General features: G+C 61.9%; 17 protein-coding genes. 8 read left to right on the top strand and 9 right to left on the bottom strand.

Going from position 1 to position 17,893, the window contains the following annotated elements:
- Positions 1–56: 56 nt before the first annotated feature.
- Complete coding sequence (locus BN1188_RS01790) at positions 57–1,421, bottom strand: aspartate aminotransferase family protein (protein ID WP_040259486.1); 1,365 nt, start codon at positions 1,419–1,421, stop codon at positions 57–59.
- A gap of 46 nt (positions 1,422–1,467) precedes the next feature.
- Positions 1,468–2,826, bottom strand: a complete 1,359-nt coding sequence (locus BN1188_RS01785; RefSeq protein WP_040259485.1) for a glutamine synthetase family protein — start codon at positions 2,824–2,826, stop codon at positions 1,468–1,470.
- A gap of 719 nt (positions 2,827–3,545) precedes the next feature.
- Here BN1188_RS01785 and BN1188_RS01780 point away from each other — a divergent pair.
- Together BN1188_RS01780 and BN1188_RS01775 are read left to right on the top strand one after the other, a co-directional pair.
- Complete coding sequence (locus BN1188_RS01780; RefSeq protein WP_040259484.1) at positions 3,546–4,922, top strand: glutamine synthetase family protein; 1,377 nt, start codon at positions 3,546–3,548, stop codon at positions 4,920–4,922.
- 174 nt (positions 4,923–5,096) lie between these two features.
- Complete coding sequence (locus tag BN1188_RS01775; protein ID WP_040259482.1) at positions 5,097–5,741, top strand: TetR/AcrR family transcriptional regulator; 645 nt, start codon at positions 5,097–5,099, stop codon at positions 5,739–5,741.
- An 18-nt stretch (positions 5,742–5,759) separates the two neighbouring features.
- Here BN1188_RS01775 and BN1188_RS01770 read toward each other — a convergent pair whose 3' ends face one another.
- From BN1188_RS01770 to ssuE, 6 genes are all read right to left on the bottom strand, one after another.
- The gene (locus BN1188_RS01770; protein ID WP_040259480.1) at positions 5,760–5,975 is read right to left on the bottom strand and encodes a TOBE domain-containing protein; all 216 of its coding nucleotides are present in this window, start codon (positions 5,973–5,975) and stop codon (positions 5,760–5,762) included.
- A gap of 21 nt (positions 5,976–5,996) precedes the next feature.
- A complete protein-coding gene (gene ssuB, locus BN1188_RS01765) occupies positions 5,997–6,806 on the bottom strand; it encodes an aliphatic sulfonates ABC transporter ATP-binding protein (RefSeq protein WP_040259478.1) in 810 nt (269 codons plus the stop codon).
- Positions 6,803–7,594 (bottom strand): aliphatic sulfonate ABC transporter permease SsuC, encoded by a 792-nt coding sequence (gene ssuC, locus BN1188_RS01760; protein WP_040259476.1) that lies wholly within the window; start codon positions 7,592–7,594, stop codon positions 6,803–6,805. The genes ssuB and ssuC overlap by 4 nt, the downstream gene beginning before the upstream one ends.
- 9 nt (positions 7,595–7,603) lie before the next feature.
- Positions 7,604–8,752, bottom strand: coding sequence for an FMNH2-dependent alkanesulfonate monooxygenase (ssuD, locus tag BN1188_RS01755; protein ID WP_040259475.1), 1,149 nt, complete (start codon positions 8,750–8,752; stop codon positions 7,604–7,606).
- A gap of 46 nt (positions 8,753–8,798) precedes the next feature.
- On the bottom strand, positions 8,799–9,761 hold the full coding sequence (locus tag BN1188_RS01750) for a sulfonate ABC transporter substrate-binding protein (RefSeq protein ID WP_040259474.1): 963 nt from the start codon (positions 9,759–9,761) through the stop codon (positions 8,799–8,801).
- 81 nt (positions 9,762–9,842) lie between these two features.
- A complete protein-coding gene (gene ssuE / locus BN1188_RS01745; protein WP_040259472.1) occupies positions 9,843–10,436 on the bottom strand; it encodes an NADPH-dependent FMN reductase in 594 nt (197 codons plus the stop codon).
- A 201-nt stretch (positions 10,437–10,637) separates the two neighbouring features.
- Here ssuE and BN1188_RS01740 point away from each other — a divergent pair, with 201 nt between their 5' ends.
- Entirely contained in the window at positions 10,638–12,242 is a 1,605-nt protein-coding gene (locus BN1188_RS01740; protein ID WP_040259471.1) for an inorganic phosphate transporter, read from the top strand.
- A 193-nt stretch (positions 12,243–12,435) separates the two neighbouring features.
- On the opposite strand, the gene BN1188_RS01735 is transcribed toward BN1188_RS01740, so the two are convergent.
- Positions 12,436–13,074: a peroxiredoxin gene (locus BN1188_RS01735; RefSeq protein WP_040259470.1), complete on the bottom strand. Its 639-nt coding sequence runs from the start codon at positions 13,072–13,074 to the stop codon at positions 12,436–12,438.
- 252 nt (positions 13,075–13,326) lie between these two features.
- Here BN1188_RS01735 and tauA point away from each other — a divergent pair, with 252 nt between their 5' ends.
- The 5 genes from tauA to BN1188_RS01710 are packed head-to-tail and all read left to right on the top strand — an operon-like array spanning position 13,327 to position 17,874.
- Positions 13,327–14,310, top strand: coding sequence for a taurine ABC transporter substrate-binding protein (gene tauA / locus BN1188_RS01730; RefSeq protein ID WP_040259468.1), 984 nt, complete (start codon positions 13,327–13,329; stop codon positions 14,308–14,310).
- Positions 14,311–14,341: 31 nt separating this feature from the next.
- Positions 14,342–15,133 carry a taurine ABC transporter ATP-binding subunit gene (gene tauB / locus BN1188_RS01725; RefSeq protein WP_040259467.1) on the top strand — a complete coding sequence of 264 codons (792 nt, stop codon included), beginning with the start codon at positions 14,342–14,344 and terminating at the stop codon, positions 15,131–15,133.
- Positions 15,130–15,960, top strand: coding sequence for a taurine ABC transporter permease TauC (gene tauC, locus BN1188_RS01720; protein ID WP_040259465.1), 831 nt, complete (start codon positions 15,130–15,132; stop codon positions 15,958–15,960). The genes tauB and tauC overlap by 4 nt, the downstream gene beginning before the upstream one ends.
- A 39-nt stretch (positions 15,961–15,999) precedes the next feature.
- Positions 16,000–16,833, top strand: a complete 834-nt coding sequence (tauD, locus tag BN1188_RS01715; RefSeq protein ID WP_040259463.1) for a taurine dioxygenase — start codon at positions 16,000–16,002, stop codon at positions 16,831–16,833.
- A 54-nt stretch (positions 16,834–16,887) separates the two neighbouring features.
- Positions 16,888–17,874, top strand: a complete 987-nt coding sequence (locus tag BN1188_RS01710) for an alpha/beta fold hydrolase (RefSeq protein ID WP_052469113.1) — start codon at positions 16,888–16,890, stop codon at positions 17,872–17,874.
- Positions 17,875–17,893: the final 19 nt, after the last annotated feature.

Raw genomic sequence — 17,893 nt, 5'->3', positions numbered from 1 at the left:
CCTGGCCAGCGGGTGATCCGGCGCCTAGGCTAACGCACCTGGGTACAGACTAGCATTTAGCCATTTATCGCATTAAGGGTCAGGTCCAGGCACAACCGCGCCTTGCTTACCAGTTCATCCACGTCCGCCTCGGTCATCACCAGCGGAGGCGCAATGATCATGGTGTCGCCCACGGCGCGCATGATCAGGCCATTGTCGAAGCAGAACTGCCGGCAGACCATGCCTACACCACGGCCTTCATAACGCTCGCGCGTGGCTTTGTCCTTTACCAGCTCGATGGCGCCCAGCATGCCCAACCCACGGACCTCGCCCACCAGCGGGTGGTCTTCGAGTTCCCGCAAGCGCTTTTGCAAATATGGTGCCGTTTCGCTTCTCACCCGTTCAATGATCTTTTCTTCATGGAGCAGGCGCAGGTTGGCCAGGCCGACAGCGGCCGCCACCGGATGCCCGGAGTAGGTGAAGCCATGATTGAAATCACCGCCTTCGCTGATTACCTTGGCGATACGATCGCGCACGATCACGCCACCCATGGGCACGTAACCCGAGGTGAGGCCCTTGGCGATGGTCATCAGGTCCGGTTTGAGCTGGTAATAATCGCTACCGAACCACTCGCCCGTACGGCCGAATCCGCAGATGACCTCGTCGGCAACGAAGAGGATGTCGTACTTGGCCAGGATTTCCTTGATGCGCGGCCAGTAGCTGTCCGGTGGAATGATGACCCCGCCGGCGCCCTGGATCGGCTCGGCGATGAAGGCCGCTACCTGGTCCTCGCCCAGCTCCAGGATCTTTTCTTCCAGCTGGTTCGCCGCCCACAGGCCGAATTCATCCGGGCTCATGTCGCCGCCTTCACCGAACCAGTACGGCTGCGGGATGTGAGCGATGCCCGGGATCGGCAGGTCGCCCTGCTCGTGCATTCCGGACATCCCGCCGAGGCTGGCGCCGGCCACGGTGGAGCCGTGGTAGCCATTGACCCGACCGATAATGGTTTTCTTGCCAGGCTTGCCTTGCAGTGCCCAGTAATGGCGAACCAGGCGCAGGACGGTATCGTTGCCCTCCGAGCCAGAGCCGGTGAAGAACACGTGGCTCATGCCGTCAGGCGCCACCTGCACCACTGCCTGGGCCAGTTCCAGGGCAGGCGGGTGGGCCGTCTGGAAGAACAGGTTGTAGTAAGGCAGCTCACGCATCTGCGCGGCCGCGGCCTGTACCAGCTCTTCTCGGCCGTAACCCACCGCCACGCACCACAGGCCCGCCATGCCATCCAGGATCTTGTGCCCTTCGCTGTCCCAAAGGTGAACGCCCTGGGCCTCGGTGATGATCCGCGGACCTTTTTCCTTCAGTTGCCTATAGTCGCTGAAGGGCGCCAGGTGGTGATCCCCGCTGAGGGCCTGCCATTGCAGGGTTTGTGGACTCTTAGTGCTCATCATTCCTCTCCTGGGCCGGCCCGGGATGGGCGGCGGTCCGCATCGATCAGACCGCGAACAACAGGAACTCCCGTTCCCACGAACTGATCACGCGCTTGAAATTCTCATGCTCGGCACGCTTGACCGCTACATAACCGGTCACGAACTTGCGACCGAGGTATTTCTCCACCGTTCGGCAATTTTCCATGCGCTCGAGCGCATCCTCGATGGTCAGCGGCAGGCGCAGGTTGCGGCGCTCATAGCCACGGCCATGCACCGGCGCGCTGGGCGGAATGCCCTCGACCATGCCAATGAAGCCACACAGCAGGCTGGCCGCGATGGCCAGGTAAGGGTTGGCATCCGCGCCCGGCAGACGGTTTTCCACCCGGCGATTCTGTGGCGTGGCGTCTGGCACGCGCAGGCCCACGGTACGGTTTTCCTCGCCCCATTCGACGTTGACCGGCGCCGAGGTATCGGGCAGGAAGCGGCGGAATGAGTTCACATTGGGCGCGAACAGTGGCAGCAACTCGGGAATGAACTTCTGCAAGCCGCCCACATGGTGCAGGAACAACTGGCTCATGGAGCCATCTTCGTTTGAAAAGATGCTTTTGCCTGTTTCCACGCTCACCACGCTCTGGTGCAGATGCATGGCGCTGCCAGGCTCGCCGGTCATGGGCTTGGCCATGAAAGTAGCGGCCACGTTGTGCTTGAGCGCCGCCTCGCGCATGGTGCGCTTGAACACTACGATCTGATCGGCCAGGGACAGAGCGCTGCCATGACGGAAGTTGATTTCCATCTGGGCGGTGCCGTCTTCGTGGATCAGGGTGTCCAGGTCCAGGTTCTGCAGCTCGCACCAGTCATACACGTCTTCGAACAGGGGGTCGAATTCGTTCGCGGCCTCGATGGAGAACGACTGGCGACCGGTTTCCGGGCGCCCGGAGCGACCGATCGGGGGCTGCAGAGGGAAGTCCGGATCGTCGCAGCGCTTGGTCAGGTAGAACTCCATTTCCGGCGCCACGATTGGCTGCCAGCCACGATCAGCGTAGAGCTTGAGCACCTTTTTCAATACGTTGCGCGGAGACAGCTCGATCGGGTTGCCCTGCTTATCGTAGGTATCATGAATCACCTGGGCGGTGGGCTCGATGGCCCAAGGCACCAGGAATACGGCGTTTTCATCCGGGCGGCAGAGCATGTCGATATCGGCCGGGTCGAGCAACTCGTAATAGATATCGTCTTCGACGTAGTCACCGGTAACGGTTTGCAGCAGTACGCTTTCCGGCAAGCGCATGCCCTTTTCGGCGATGAACTTGTTGGTAGGCGAAATCTTGCCGCGAGTGATGCCGGTCAGGTCACTGATCAGGCATTCGACTTCGGTGATCTTGTGCTTCTTCAACCAATCCGTGAGCTGGTCGAGGTTGGTACTCATAAATACCTCAGGAGGCAAGGCCCCCGGCCTCTATGGCCGAAGGTGACCGACGCGGCAGCGTCAGCAGGTGGCGCGGATGTTCCTGGCCTTCCGCAAGGGGCCAGGCGCTGTGCCGCAAACATGCAAGGGCTGCCTCGACGGGGCCGAGCGCGCGCAGGGATGCGCCGCTGCCCTGGGCCGATGAGGCGAACGGGTGCACGAGAGCGACTTCTGGCAGTATGTTAATACGAACCTGTGCCGGTTCGTGACGCGCTCCAGTCGAGCTGAAGGCATTGTAGTGATAGGGTGTGCCTGACCAAGCATCCGGTAACGCTGTTGCGACCGGGAACACTCTGGGGCCGGCAAGCCCTTTGCAGCATAAGGCAAGATGTGACGGCGCGCAGCGTCGCAAGCGCGGCGATGCCAACCAGGCAGTTGCGCCCATACATAGCAGGCGTGCCATGATATTCCCCGTTATTGTTGCTGTTATGGGATACGACCGAGCTTAGCGCTGTTCAATTTTTTATACAACACCCCGTAAAGAATTCACCACGTCTTGGTTTACGCGTCAAAAATGATGAAAAATTCAGACGTTAATCGCACCATAATTAGGCAGAAGTGGCCTAACAGGCCCCTTCTTGAGGCGCAGCTGGGCCAGCTTGACTTCGGATTGGCTTTCGGATTGACTGAACTGGTTCCAAGCCAATGATTGATATTTTTAACAACAAAGGTGTTGCATCATGTCGGTACCCCCGCGTGCCGTTCAGCTGAACGAAGCAAACGCATTCCTCAAGGATCATCCTGAGGTTCTGTACGTCGACCTTCTGATTGCAGATATGAATGGTGTAGTGCGTGGCAAGCGCATCGAGCGCACCAGCCTGCATAAGGTGTATGAGAAAGGCATCAATCTTCCGGCGTCCTTGTTCGCATTGGACATCAACGGGTCTACGGTAGAAAGCACGGGCCTGGGCCTCGACATCGGTGACGCAGACCGTATCTGTTATCCCATCCCCAATACCTTGAGCAACGAGCCCTGGCAAAAGCGCCCTACGGCGCAATTGCTGATGACCATGCACGAGCTCGAGGGCGAGCCTTTCTTCGCCGATCCCCGAGAAGTGCTGCGCCAGGTGGTGCAGAAATTCGATGAGTTGGGCCTGACCATCTGCGCAGCCTTCGAGCTGGAGTTCTACCTGATCGACCAGGAGAACGTGAATGGCCGACCGCAACCTCCTCGCTCGCCGATCTCGGGTAAACGTCCACAGTCCACCCAGGTGTACCTGATCGACGACCTCGACGAGTATGTGGATTGCCTGCAGGACATTCTCGAAGGTGCCAAGGAGCAACGCATCCCCGCCGACGCCATCGTCAAGGAGAGCGCCCCAGCTCAGTTCGAGGTCAACCTGCACCATGTGGCAGACCCGCTACGGGCTTGCGACTATGCAGTGCTGCTCAAGCGATTGATCAAGAACATCGCCTATGACCACGAGATGGACACGACCTTCATGGCCAAGCCCTATCCGGGCCAGGCGGGCAACGGTCTGCATGTGCATATCTCGATCCTGGACAAGGACGGCAAGAACATCTTCACCAGCGAGGATCCCGAGCAGAACGCCGCATTGCGCCACGCAATCGGCGGTGTGCTCGAGACCCTGCCGGCCTCCATGGCCTTCCTTTGCCCCAACGTCAACTCCTACCGCCGTTTCGGTGCTCAGTTCTACGTGCCCAACTCCCCGACCTGGGGCCTGGACAACCGCACCGTGGCGCTGCGAGTACCCACGGGCGCACCCGATTCGGTCCGTATCGAACACCGGGTCGCGGGCGCCGATGCCAACCCTTACCTGCTGATGGCGGCGGTGCTGGCGGGCATTCACCATGGCCTTACCAACCAGTGCGATCCGGGAGAGCCCCTGGAAGGCAACGCGTACGAGCAGACTGAACCAAGCCTGCCGAACAACCTGCGCGATGCCTTGCGAGCCCTGGATGACAGCGAAATCATGGCCAAGTACATCGACCCCAAGTACATCGATATCTTCGTGGCTTGCAAGGAAAGCGAACTGGAGGAGTTCGAACACTCCATCTCGGACCTGGAATACAACTGGTACCTGCATACGGTGTGAATGGAGGTTCAACCAGCGCCAGTAGGCGAATCTGGCTGCATTCGATGCCTGTTCGCCAGCTGGTGCTGGCTCCCACCGAGGTTTCCAAGCCTGTTCGCCAATTGGCGCTGGTGCCAACCGGTACCAGAAGGCTTGCTGTGCCTTTAGAATGCGGGCTGCCTCCAGGAGCCCGTCATGCCGCGCACTGTTACCCCCCGTAAACCCCGCCAACGCAGCCAGGCGCGTATCGATGCCATCCTTGCCGCGGCGCGCTCCATCCTGGCCGAGGCTGGCGTGGCAGGCCTTTCCATCTACGCCGTGGCGGAACTGGCGGGCATTCCCCCTTCCTCTGTCTACCATTTCTTCCCCAGCGTGCCCGCCTTGCTGGAAGGGCTGACGGCAGACATCCACGCCGCCTTCCGCGCCTGCCTTCAGACACCGATCGACAGCCATAGCCTGACGACCTGGCGCGACCTGTCCCGGCTGGTGGAAGAGCGCATGCTTGGGCTGTACAACGAAGATGCCGCGGCTCGCCAGTTGATCCTGGCGCAGCATGGCTTGAGCGAGGTGACTCAGGCCGACCGCCAGCATGACATTGAACTGGGCGCATTGATGCAAGCTCTCTTCGCCCGTCATTTCGTGCTGCCGCAATTACCAGACGATGTAGACGTCTTCACCCTGGCCATGGAGCTGGGCGACCGGGTGTACGCGCGCTCGGTGCAGATGCATGGCGTGATCACGCCGCGCCTGGCCGAAGAAGGCATGCGGGTATTCGATGCTTACCTTGGGCTTTATCTGCCCCCGTACCTGGCCCGCCGGGGCCAGGACACGGGGGAGTGAAGCAGGCCCGCGGGGGAGTCACAGCTTGGCGATGGACACCTCGGTGGATTTCACGAAGGCGATCACCTCACTGCCTACCGCCAGTTCCAGCTCCTTTACCGAGCGCGTGGTGATCACGGAGGTAACGATACCCGAAGCCGTCTGCACATCGATCTCCGAAAGCACGGGGCCTTCGATGATTTCCTTGACGGTGCCTTTGAACTGGTTGCGGACGTTGATGGCTTTGATGGTCATGGTGTTTTCCTCGATTGACTTTCAATAAGCCCAGCGCAACTGCGTAGGCAAGGGTTGAACAGGTTCCTGCGGCGCATCCTGGCCAGGCAACGACAGCACCCGCTCCAGAATGCGACTTTCCAGCTCGGCCAGGGCGTGTGAACCCCGCTGCCGTGGGCGTGGCAGATCGACCGCCAGGTCCAGGCCAATCTGGCCTTCTTCGATCAGGATCACGCGATCGGCCACGGCTACCGCCTCGGCGACGTCATGGGTCACCAGCACCACGGTGAAACGATGCTGCTGCCACAGGCGCTCCAGCAGCTGCTGCATTTCGATGCGGGTGAGGGCATCGAGCGCGCCCAGGGGTTCATCCAGTAATAACAGCCGTGGCTGGTAGATCAGCGCCCGGGCCAGGGCAACACGCTGCTTTTGCCCACCCGAAAGCGCTGCCGGCCACTCCCCGGCCCGCTCGGCCAGGCCTACGGCCTTGAGCGCGTCCAACGCCTGGGCTTTCCAGTTGCCCTTCAGGCCCAGCCCAACGTTTTCGATCACCGTTTTCCAAGGCAGCAGGCGCGGCTCCTGGAACATCAGGCGAGTACCGTCACGCACGCTTTCCAGGCTGCCCTCGTCGCTGCCCAGGCTGCCGCCGCTGGGCTTGTCCAGGCCAGCCAGCAAGCGCAACAACGTACTCTTGCCGCAACCGCTGCGGCCTACCACGGCCACGAACTGGCCCAGCGGAATGTGAAGGTCGATGCCCTTGAGTACCTGACGCCGGTCGAAGGTACGGGTCAGGCCCCGCACATCCACGCTGATGCCACGCAAGAAATGAGGTGTCTCGTTCAGGATGCTCATGCCCTGGCCTCCTTGGCGCCCTGGTAGGCCGGATGCCAGCGCAACCAGGCCCTCTCCAGGCCACGGGCGGCCAGATCGGCCAGCTTGCCCAGCACGGCATAGAGCACGATGGCCAGGACCACTACGTCGGTTTGCAGGAATTCGCGTGCATTCATCGCCAGGTAGCCGATGCCGGAGCTGGCGGAAATGGTCTCGGCCACGATCAGCGTGAGCCACATGAAGCCCAGGGCAAAACGCACACCCACCAGGATCGATGGCAGCGCGCCGGGCAGTATCACCTGCCAGAACAGCGCCAGGCCTGATAGGCCGTAACTGCGCGCCATCTCCAGCAAGGCCGGGTCGACATTACGGATACCGTGATAGGTGTTGAGATAGATAGGGAACAGAGTGCCCAAGGCTACCAGGAAGATCTTTGCCGACTCGTCGATGCCGAACCAGAGGATCACCAAGGGTATCAACGCCAGGTGCGGCACGTTGCGGATCATCTGGACGGAGCTGTCCAGCAAGCGTTCACCCCAGCGGGACAGCCCGGTCAGGAACCCGAGGCCCAGCCCGATGCTGCCGCCTATGGCAAAGCCCACGGCGGCGCGCCAGCTGCTGATGGCCAAGTGTTTCCAAAGGTCGCCCGACTGTACCAGGGCCACTCCCGCCTCCAGCACGGCACTGGGCGCGGGCAGGATGCGGGTAGACAGCCAGCCCGCGCTGACCGCCAGTTGCCACGTCGCCAGCAGCACCACGGGCAAGGCCCAGGGGGCCAGGCGTTCGGTGGTTCTACGCGCAATGCTCATGGCCCCTCCTCAACTCTGCGCAACGGCTTTGGGCAGGATGTCATTGGCGACCATTTCACCGAAGGGGCTGATGTAACCCTGGCCGCACTGTGCTTGTGGACGTTCCACGTCAAGGTGCGGGAACAGCAGCTCAGCGACGCGATAGGACTCTTCCAGGTGTGGGTAACCCGAGAAAATGAAGGTGTCGATGCCCAGGTCGGCGTATTCCTTCACCCGCGCGGCTACTGTAGTGCCATCGCCCACCAGCGCTGTGCCAGCGCCGCCGCGCACGAGGCCGACGCCGGCCCAGAGGTTCGGGCTGACTTCGAGCTTGTCGCGACGGCCTCCATGCAAGGCCGCCATGCGCTGCTGGCCGACCGAGTCGAAGCGTGCGAAGGCCGACTGGGCCTTGGCGATGGTGTCATCGTCCAGCTCGGCGATCAGCCGATCCGCCGCGGCCCAGGCCTGCTCATTGGTTTCGCGCACGATCACATGCAAGCGAATGCCGAAACGCACGCTGCGCCCTTGCGTCGCTGCCTTGGCTCGCACCTGGGCGATCTTCTCCGCCACGGCCGCCGGTGGCTCGCCCCAGGTCAGGTACAGCTCCACTTGCTCCGCGGCAAGGTCTTGCGCGGCCTCGGAGGAACCACCGAAATAGAGTGGCGGACGGGGCTGCTGCAGTGGGGGGTAGAGCAATCTGGCACCCCTGACCTTGATGTGCTTGCCGTCATAGTCGACGGTCTGGCCTTCCAGCACGCGGCGCCAGATGCGGGTGAATTCCACGGAGGCTTCGTAGCGTTCTTCATGACTGAGGAACAGGCCATCACCCGCCAGTTCATCCGGGTCGCCGCCGGTCACCAGGTTGAACAGCGCGCGGCCGCCTGAAAGGCGATCCAGGGTCGCAGCCTGGCGCGCGGCCACAGTTGGCGAGATGATTCCCGGGCGCAGGGCCACGAGGAATTTCAAGCGCTGTGTGACCGGAATCAACGAGGCGGCCACTAGCCAGGAATCTTCGCAAGAGCGCCCGGTGGGAATCAGTACCCCGCCGTAGCCGAGACGGTCAGCCGCTTGGGCGATCTGCTGCAGGTACCCATGATCGACGGTGCGGGCGCCCTGGGCAGTGCCCAGGTAGTGTCCGTCACCGTGGGTAGGCAGAAACCAGAAAATGTTCAGACTCATGGGAGTTGTCTCCAGAGGGAAGCGTCGGCCAGACCGGCCAGGGAATTCATTGCACGGCCAGGCTTGCCGGAGGTGTCCAGACCACATCCTTGACGTTCAAAGGCTTGGGTATCAGCTTGAGCTGGTAGAAGGCATCGGCGATCTTCTGCTGGGCGGCAGTCACCTCCGGGGTGATGTAGCCGGCCCCGAAGCCCTGACGCTTCACTGTTGTCAGCACGATAGGGGCAGGCAGTCCCAACAGGGGTACGACCTGCTCGGCAACCTCTTGCGGGTTCGCCTGGGACCACTCCCCTGTTTTGCGAACTTCTTCGACCAGGGCCGCCACCACGGCGGGGTGGGCTTGGGCATAAGGCCGGGTGGCCAGGTAAAACTGGTTGTTGTCTACCAGACCACTGCCGTCACGCAGGGTACGGGCGCCGAGCTGTTGCTCAGCGGCAGCCTGGTAGGGGTCCCAGATGACCCAGGCGTCCACGCTGCCTCGCTCGAACGCGGCGCGGGCATCGGCCGGGGGCAGGAATACGGTCTGGATGTCAGTGTATTTGAGCCCGGCGTCTTCCAGGGCGCGCACCAGCAGGTAGTGCACGTTTGAGCCCTTGTTCAGCACTACCTTCTTGCCTTTCAGATCTTTGACACTGGCAATGGCCGACTCCTTGGGCACCAGGATCGCTTCGCTGGTCGGTGCGGGCGGTTCGTGAGCCACGTAGACAAGATCGGCACCGGCGGCCTGGGCGAACACTGGCGGCGTTTCACCGGTGACGCCGAAATCGATCGACCCCACATTCAACCCTTCGAGCAACTGTGGCCCACCGGGAAACTCCGTCCACTGGACCCTGATGCCCTGGTCAGCCAGGCGTTTCTCCAATGTGCCCTTCGCCTTGAGCAGCACAAGGGTGCCGTACTTCTGATAGCCGATGCGTAAGGTTTCAGCCTGTGCCTGGCTAAGTGCTCCGAGGGCAACGGTCGCGGTAAACAGGGCGACCAGCCCTCGACGCAAGGTGATTGTGCGCATGGCGCTCTCCTTGTTGAGTGTCGGGTACTGGCACCTGCTTCCCGTGGTCGGGTCAGAAGGCGATAAGACGGTTCAGACGGTTCAGATGCTCCAGCGCGCCTCGATCAGGCTACGGCCGAGCTGCCCGTGCAACAGCGGACGAGGCCGCCGGGCAAGCGCTTGATGAAATTCTTCCAGCGCGCCCTCCAGGCGCTGTTCCAAAGCCGGGCTGAGGCTGGCTGACGCCGCGCCTTCGCCATAAGCGATCTGGGAATCTTCGGCAAAGATGCCCTGGAGCATTTCCTGAGCTTTCAAGGCGGCCAGCACCGGCTTGAGGGCGTAGTCCACAGCCAGCATATGGGCGATGCTGCCGCCCGTGGCGATAGGCAGGACCACCTTGCTGGCCAAGGCCCGCTCGGGCAACAGGTCAAGCAAGGTTTTCAAGGCGCCGCTGAACGAGGCCTTGTACACCGGGGTCGCGACAATCAAGCCGTCAGCCTGCTCGACCACATCCCGAAATGCCTGGACCTGCGGGCTATCGAAGCGGGCGTGCAGCAGATCTTCGGCGGGAAACTCCCGCACTTGGTAACTCACCACTTCGATGCCCCGCTGCTGCAGGCTCTGTCGTGCTCGCTCAAGCATGATGGTGGAGCGTGACCGCACGCTGGGGCTACCCCCTATCGATACCACAAGCATCCGACGCTCCTCGCCAACCCTGAAACCAGAGCGCTGAGCCTACTCCTGCTTTCATATATCCATAAATCATATTTATTTCTTTGCTTATTCCATTTTTTATAGCCGCTGGTCTGCCGGCTGACGGAGGGAAAACTTGAGAACTTTTTTGTAACATTTGACGAGCAGGATCAGGGTTGCCTCTTTCCAGCCTGGAGCTGCCCGATGACTACCACCACACTCGCCGGAGTCGCGAAGCGAAACGGCCCCGAGCTGGATCGCCGTTCCCATCCCTTGGTCAAGGCGCTCTTCTACGCCGTGTTGGCCGCTGGCCTGGGCTATATGTTCTGGAGCCTGAACCGAGATCTGGATACGTCCAACGTCGATGCCACCACCTGGACACCCTACATCCTGCTAGGTGTCGCCCTGGTAATCGCCCTGGGTTTCGAATTCGTCAACGGCTTCCATGACACCGCCAATGCCGTGGCGACTGTGATCTATACCCATTCGCTCCCCGCGCAGGTGGCGGTGATGTGGTCAGGTGCCTTCAACTTCATCGGGGTGCTCAGTTCCAGCGGAGCGGTGGCCTTTGGCATCATTGCGCTGCTACCCGTGGACCTGATCCTCCAGGTGGGCTCCTCGGCCGGCTTCGCAATGATCTTCGCCCTGCTGATCGCCGCGATCCTGTGGAACCTGGGCACCTGGTGGCTCGGCCTGCCGGCGTCTTCTTCCCATACGCTGATCGGCTCGATCATCGGCGTAGGGGTAGCCAATGCCTGGATGAGCGGCCGCGATGGTACGTCCGGGGTGGACTGGAGCCAGGCGGCCAAGGTCGGCTATGCCCTGCTGCTGTCGCCCTTGATCGGCTTCGCCTGCGCGGCCGGGTTGATGCTGCTTCTGCGCCATCTAGTGAAGAACCGCGCGCTGTACCAGGCCCCGGAGGGCAACACGCCGCCGCCGTTCTGGATTCGTGGGCTGTTGATCATGACCTGTACCGGGGTGTCCTTCGCTCATGGCTCGAACGATGGGCAAAAGGGCATGGGACTTATCATGCTCATCCTGATCGGCACCTTGCCCATGGCGTATGCCCTGAACCGTGCCATTCCCGAACCCGAGACCCAAAGGTTCGCCGCCCTGGCCCAGGTTACGCAGCAAGCTTTGCTACAGGCAGAACCCGGTACCCCGAGCGAGGCGCCACGGCAGCAGCTGGAACAATTTCTCATCGACAAGAAAGCCAGCCCCGGGCTGGTCCCGGCGCTGGCAAGCCTGATCGGCAGCATCGGCGACCAGGTCAAGGGCTACGGCTCCCTGGATCGGGTACCGCCGCAAGCCAGCTCCAACGTACGCAACGACATGTATCTGGCGTCGGAAACGATTCGGCTGATGGACAAAGAAAAGTTGGGGAGCTTCAACGCCGATACCAAGGACAAGCTCAAAGCCTTCCAGGCCTATACCAACGAGGCGACACGCTTCATCCCGCCGTGGGTGAAGGTAGCGGTAGCCATCGCCTTGAGCCTGGGCACCCTGGTGGGCTGGCGTCGTATCGTGATCACCGTAGGCGAGCGCATCGGCAAGACGCACTTGACCTACGCCCAGGGTGCTAGCGCCGAAACCGTCGCCATGCTGACTATCGCCGCGGCCGACATGTACGGCCTGCCGGTATCGACCACCCACGTACTCTCGTCAGGCGTGGCCGGCACCATGGCGGCCAATGGCTCAGGCCTGCAGATGCGCACCATACGCAATCTGCTGATGGCCTGGGTACTCACCCTCCCCGCCGCCATTGCGCTCTCGGCGGGGTTGTACTGGCTGTTCCGGCAGTTTGTCTAAGGGAATGATGTCAGGCAGAGCACCGAGGCAGGTTGTGTGGGACCTAGCGAAGCTAGGGAACGAGCGCTGATAGCTTGCGCGAATTCCCAGCTTCGCTGGCTCCAACCGCTATACATATCCGGCTCGGTGCCAGTGCCCAACAAAAAAAGGGGGACCACCCTCGTGGCCCCCAAAGCCCTGCTAGGCATAGGTTTCAGCGGTTGGGCTGCGGTGTCAGGCGCAGGTAGGGCTTGACCGCGCGATAGCCCTTGGGGAACCGCTGCGCAATCTCGCCTTCGTCTTTCAGAGAAGGCACGATCACCACGTCTTCACCGTCCTGCCAGTTGGCGGGGGTAGCCACCTTGTGGTTGTCGGTCAGCTGCAGCGAATCGATCACCCGCAGTATCTCGTTGAAATTTCGCCCCGTGCTGGCGGGATAGGTGATGGTCAGACGCACCTTTTTGTTCGGATCGATGATGAACAACGAGCGCACCGTCAGCGTGTCATTGGCGTTGGGGTGGATCAGGTCGTACAGGTCGGAGACCTTGCGGTCCGCATCGGCCAGGATAGGGAAGTTCACCTGGGTACTTTGGGTTTCGTTGATATCGTCGATCCATTTCACGTGGGACTCGACCGGGTCTACCGAGAGTGCGATGGCCTTGACGCCGCGCTTGTCGAATTCTTCTTTGAGCTTGGCGGTAAAGCCCAGCTCAGTGGTGCACACCGGAGTGAAGTCGGCAGGGTGAGAAAACAGCACACCCCAACTGTTGCCAAGCCATTCGTGGAAGCGGATACGGCCGAGGCTGGAATCCTGTTCGAAATCAGGGGCGATATCGCCCAGCTTAAGGCTCATGAGGTAGCTCCTTGGGTCTGTCAGGTCATGCTGCATCAGTTAGAAGAAGACCAGAAGGAATAAATGATTCTCTGCTTATAACCTTACTTCCAGGCGTACTAACTGCGTAGGCAGCCCTGACAGGTTTAGCTGAACCTGTGTTTCCTGTCTTGCGGGCTCGGACATTCGCCATAAGCTAATAACCAAAAAGTATTTATTTAACATTTCTTATAACAATATTATCGTCGCATTATTCACTTCCCAGGCATTCCCATGGCCCGCACCCTCAGCTTCCACTCATTGATCACCGCTCTTGCCCTGGCTGCCGCTACGGTGTCCGCCCAGGCTGCAGATCTTACCGTGGCCTACCAGACCGGCATCGACCCAAGCAAGGTACCCCAGGCTTCTGGTGCCTATGAGAAGGCGATCGGAGAAAAGATCGACTGGCGCCGTTTCAATAGCGGCTCGGAAGTAGTGACCGCCCTGGCCTCGGGCAATGTTCAGATTGGCAACCTCGGCTCCAGCCCGCTGGCCGCGGCGGCTTCGCGCAAGCTGCCCATAGTGGCGTTCATTGTGTCTGCTCAGATCAACAGCTCGGAGCAGCTGGTGGTACGCAATGGCAGCGGCATCAGCAAGCCTGAAGACCTTGTTGGCAAAACCATTGCGACACCCTTCGTGTCCACCTCTCACTACAGCCTCTTGGGGGCGCTCAAGCATTGGGGGCTGGACACCAGCAAGGTGAAGGTAGTGAACCTGCAACCCTTGGAGATCGCCGCAGCCTGGAAACGCGGCGACATCGACGGCGCCTTCGTGTGGTCGCCGGCCCTGGGCGAAATCCGCAAGACCGGCACGGTGCTGACCGATGCCGCCCAAGTGGGTCAATGGGGCGCGCCTACCTTCGAAGTCTGGGTGGCGCGCAAGGACTATGCCGAGAAACATCCGGACGTGATCGCCAAGTTCGCTCGTGTCACCCTCGATGCCTATGCCGACTACGCGGCACACAGAAACGAATGGACGGCGGATTCGGCGCCAGTGAAGGACATCGCGCGGCTCACCGGCTCCAACGCGGCCGACGTGCCTGAACTGCTGGCCGGCTCGGCCTTCCCCCAGGCCCAGGTGCAGACCTCGCCGGCGCTTCTGCAAGGTGGAACGGCCAAGGCCATCGCGGATACCGCCGCCTTCCTGAAGGAGCAAGGCAAAGTCGAGAGCGTACTGCCGGACTACAGCGACTTCGTCAGCGCCAAGTACGTCCAGTAGCCGCTGGGTCGTCATTCAGAGGAGGGTCACCATGGCACAGCTAGAACTCGACTGCGTCAGCGCCCATTACCCAGGCGCCAGCGCCCCGGTACTGGAAAACCTGTCCTTGCGCCTGGGCCCTGAACAGCTGATGGTCGCCCTTGGCCCCTCCGGCAGTGGCAAAACCTCATTGCTTAATCTGATCGCCGGTTTCGTCCCCCCCAGTGCTGGTAGCCTGCGCCTTGACGGTATCCACGTGAAGGGCCCCGGCGCGGACCGCGCCGTGGTGTTCCAGGACGATGTGCTCTTGCCCTGGCAGAATGTGCTACAGAACGTAGCCTTCGGCCTGGAGCTCGCCGGCATCGATCGCCCCAGGCGAGAAGCCAAGGCCGAACAACTGTTGGCTCTGGTGGGGTTGGCGGGCTTTGGCCAGCGTCGCGTCTGGGAACTGTCTGGCGGCCAACGCCAGCGGGTCGGCCTGGCCCGGGCCCTGGCGGCGGAGCCGCGGATATTGCTGATGGATGAACCCTTCGGCGCCCTGGACGCTTTCACCCGGGAGCAGATGCAGGAGCTGTTGCTGTCGGTATGGAAGCGCACGGCCAAGCCTGTGTTCCTCATTACCCATGACATCGAAGAGGCCGTGTTCCTGGCCACCGACCTGATTCTTCTGGCGCCCAATCCAGGCAGGATCGTTCAAAGACTCAGCCTGGACTTCGGCCGCCGCTACGCTGCCGGCGAATCGGCGCGGGCGATCAAGTCGGACCCTCGCTTCATCGAGACTCGCGAGCGGGTATTGGCCCAGGTCTTCTCGCAACGCCACGCTGCTGCCCAGGAGGCGCCATGAACCATGCTGAGTTGACCGTGGCCGGGCACGCGCCCGGTCGCGCGCCCGTGTCGAGCCGCGCTCTGAGCACCCGCGCGCTGAGTGCCCTTACTGCCGCCACGCTGATCCTGGCCTGGTGGGCCGCCACCCGCTTCGGCTGGGTCGACCCACTCTTCCTGCCGGCGCCCTCGGCCGTACTGGAGAAGGGCTGGCTGCTGGCAACCACCGGTTACATGGATGCGACCCTCTGGCAGCACCTGGGCGCCAGCCTGCAGCGCATCGGCCTGGCCCTGGGCCTGGCCATCCTCACGGCCATTCCGGTCGGTATCGCCATTGGCCGCAACCGCATCGCCCGAGGGGTGCTGGACCCGCTAATCGAGTTCTACCGGCCGATCCCCCCCTTGGCCTACCTGCCACTGATCGTCATCTGGTGCGGCATCGGTGAGTTCTCCAAGGTTTTGCTGATCTACCTGGCCATCTTCGCGCCCATCGCCATCGCCACGGCAACCGGCGTGCGCACCGTAGACCCGGCTCGCCTGCGCGCCGCCCAATGCCTGGGCGCTACGCGGACACAGCTGGTACGCCATGTGATTCTGCCCAGCGCCCTGCCGGATATTCTCACCGGCGTACGCATCGGGCTGGGCGTAGGCTGGTCGACGCTGGTTGCCGCCGAGCTAATCGCCGCCACCAGCGGCCTGGGCTTCATGGTCCAGTCCGCCGCGCAGTTCCTGATCACCGACGTGGTCATTCTTGGCATTCTGGTCATCGCCGTGGTCGCCTTCGCCCTGGAACTGGGGCTGCGGGCGCTGCAGCGTCGACTGGTGCCCTGGCATGGCCGTGGCCATTGATCGCGCCCTCTTTTCGTATTGGTCAACCGAGCGAATCCCATGACACTGAACATCACCCCGCTGAACCCTGCCATCGGTGCGCGTATCGATGGCCTGGACCTCACTCGCCCACTGGGCGAGGCCGACCGCGACGCGCTCGAGCAGGCCCTGCTCGACCATCAGGTGTTGTTCTTCCGGGAGCAGCCTTTGACGCCCCAGCAGCAGGCCCGGCTCGCCATGACCTTCGGCGACCTGCATATCCACCCTATCTACCCCAACGTGCCCGAACAGCCTGAAGTATTGGTACTTGATACCGCAGTAACGGATGTCCGCGACAATGCCATCTGGCATACCGACGTAACCTTCCTGCCGGCACCGGCCATGGGTGCCGTGCTGGCGGCCAAACAGGTGCCGGCCCAGGGTGGCGATACCCTCTGGGCTAGCGGCATTGCCGCCTTCGAGGGTTTGTCCGCGCCCATCCAGCGGTTGCTCGAAGGCCTGACGGCGCGCCATGAGTTCAGCAAATCCTTTCCCCTGGAGCGCTTTGGCACCAGCCCTGAGGCGTTGGCCCGCTGGGAAGAAACCCGGCGCCGTCATCCTCCGGTCAGCCATCCGGTAATACGCATCCACCCGCGCAGCGGGCGCAAGGCGCTGTTCGTCAATGACGGTTTCACTACCCGCATCAACGAGCTGAGCGAGGCGGAAAGCACCACCCTGCTCGCCTTTTTGTTCAACCATTCCACTCGCCCGGAATTCACCGTGCGTTGGCAATGGCGGGTCAACGATGTGGCCTTCTGGGACAACCGCGTAACCCAGCACTACGCCGTGGATGATTACCGGCCCACGCGTCGTGTGATGCATCGCGCGACCATCCTGGGAGATGCGCCACGTTGAATGAAACCGGAATCGGCGCTAGCTTTCGGGCAATGCCCTGAGCGGAGCCCTTCCATGTTGCAGAAGCTTGCGATCAGCCTGCTGATCCTGCTCTATGCCTGCATCTGCAAGGGCGGGCCCTTGCAAAGGGTGCCGATCGCCGTCGATCACGGCCTGGCGGCCTTCGCTAGCAGGCCGTTGAACATGCCAGGTGGCGACCCCGAAGTAGAACGCGTGGTCGTCGTTCTTCATGGCGTTCGCCGTAACCCAGCGGATTATTTCAGGATCGCCCAGCGACTATCGTCAGACCTTTCCTGGCCAGTGAGTCATACCCTGGTGCTGGCCCCCGGCTTTTTCACAGCACACGACCTGCCGGGCCGCAGAGACCTCCCGTTGTGGAGCAAGACCTGGATGCAGGCCAGCCCATCGGTGGCTGGCCGTACGGGCATCACTCCGGTACAGGCCCTGGACGAACTGCTCACCTGGTTGGGCGATAACCAGCATTATCCCCACCTGCGGCACATCATACTGATGGGTCATTCCGCCGGCGGCCAGCTGCTGCAACGCTATGCAGTGCTAGGCCACGCCGACCTCGCCTTGGCCAACCGTGGCATCAAGGTGCGCTATGTCATTTCGAGCCCGTCGAGTTATCTGTATTTCGATGCTCGCCGACCGGTCGAGGGTGGCTTCGCCCAGACCGTGGAAGGTGACTGCCCGGGTGTCGACCGTTACCGCTACGGTTTGCAGGCGCTACCAGCCTATCTGGGTTCAGGGTTGGACAGCCGCCAATTGTTCCAGCGCTATGCCAGGCGCGACATTACCTATCTGGTAGGCGCCCGGGATAACGACCCCGGCCATCCCCTGCTGGACCGCAGCTGCGCCGCCTTGGCCCAGGGCGACAATCGGCTGCAGCGCCAACGCAACTACCTGGCCTATGAACGCCAGCTCAGCCGCGATTGGCAGGTACCCCTGACGCGGGAACATGGAGAAATCCCTGGCGTGGGCCATGGCGCCAAAGCCCTTTACCAGGCTAAAGAAACTCTGGGATTGCTCAAAAAGTAGTAGTTTCACGAAAACAGGC

The sequence above is a fragment of the Pseudomonas massiliensis genome (genome assembly GCF_000826105.1).
In the GTDB taxonomy this organism is placed as follows: Bacteria; Pseudomonadota; Gammaproteobacteria; order Pseudomonadales; family Pseudomonadaceae; genus Aquipseudomonas; species Aquipseudomonas massiliensis.
The sequence above is the reverse complement of the archived record's forward strand: the minus strand, read 5'-3'. Positions and strand labels throughout refer to the sequence as shown.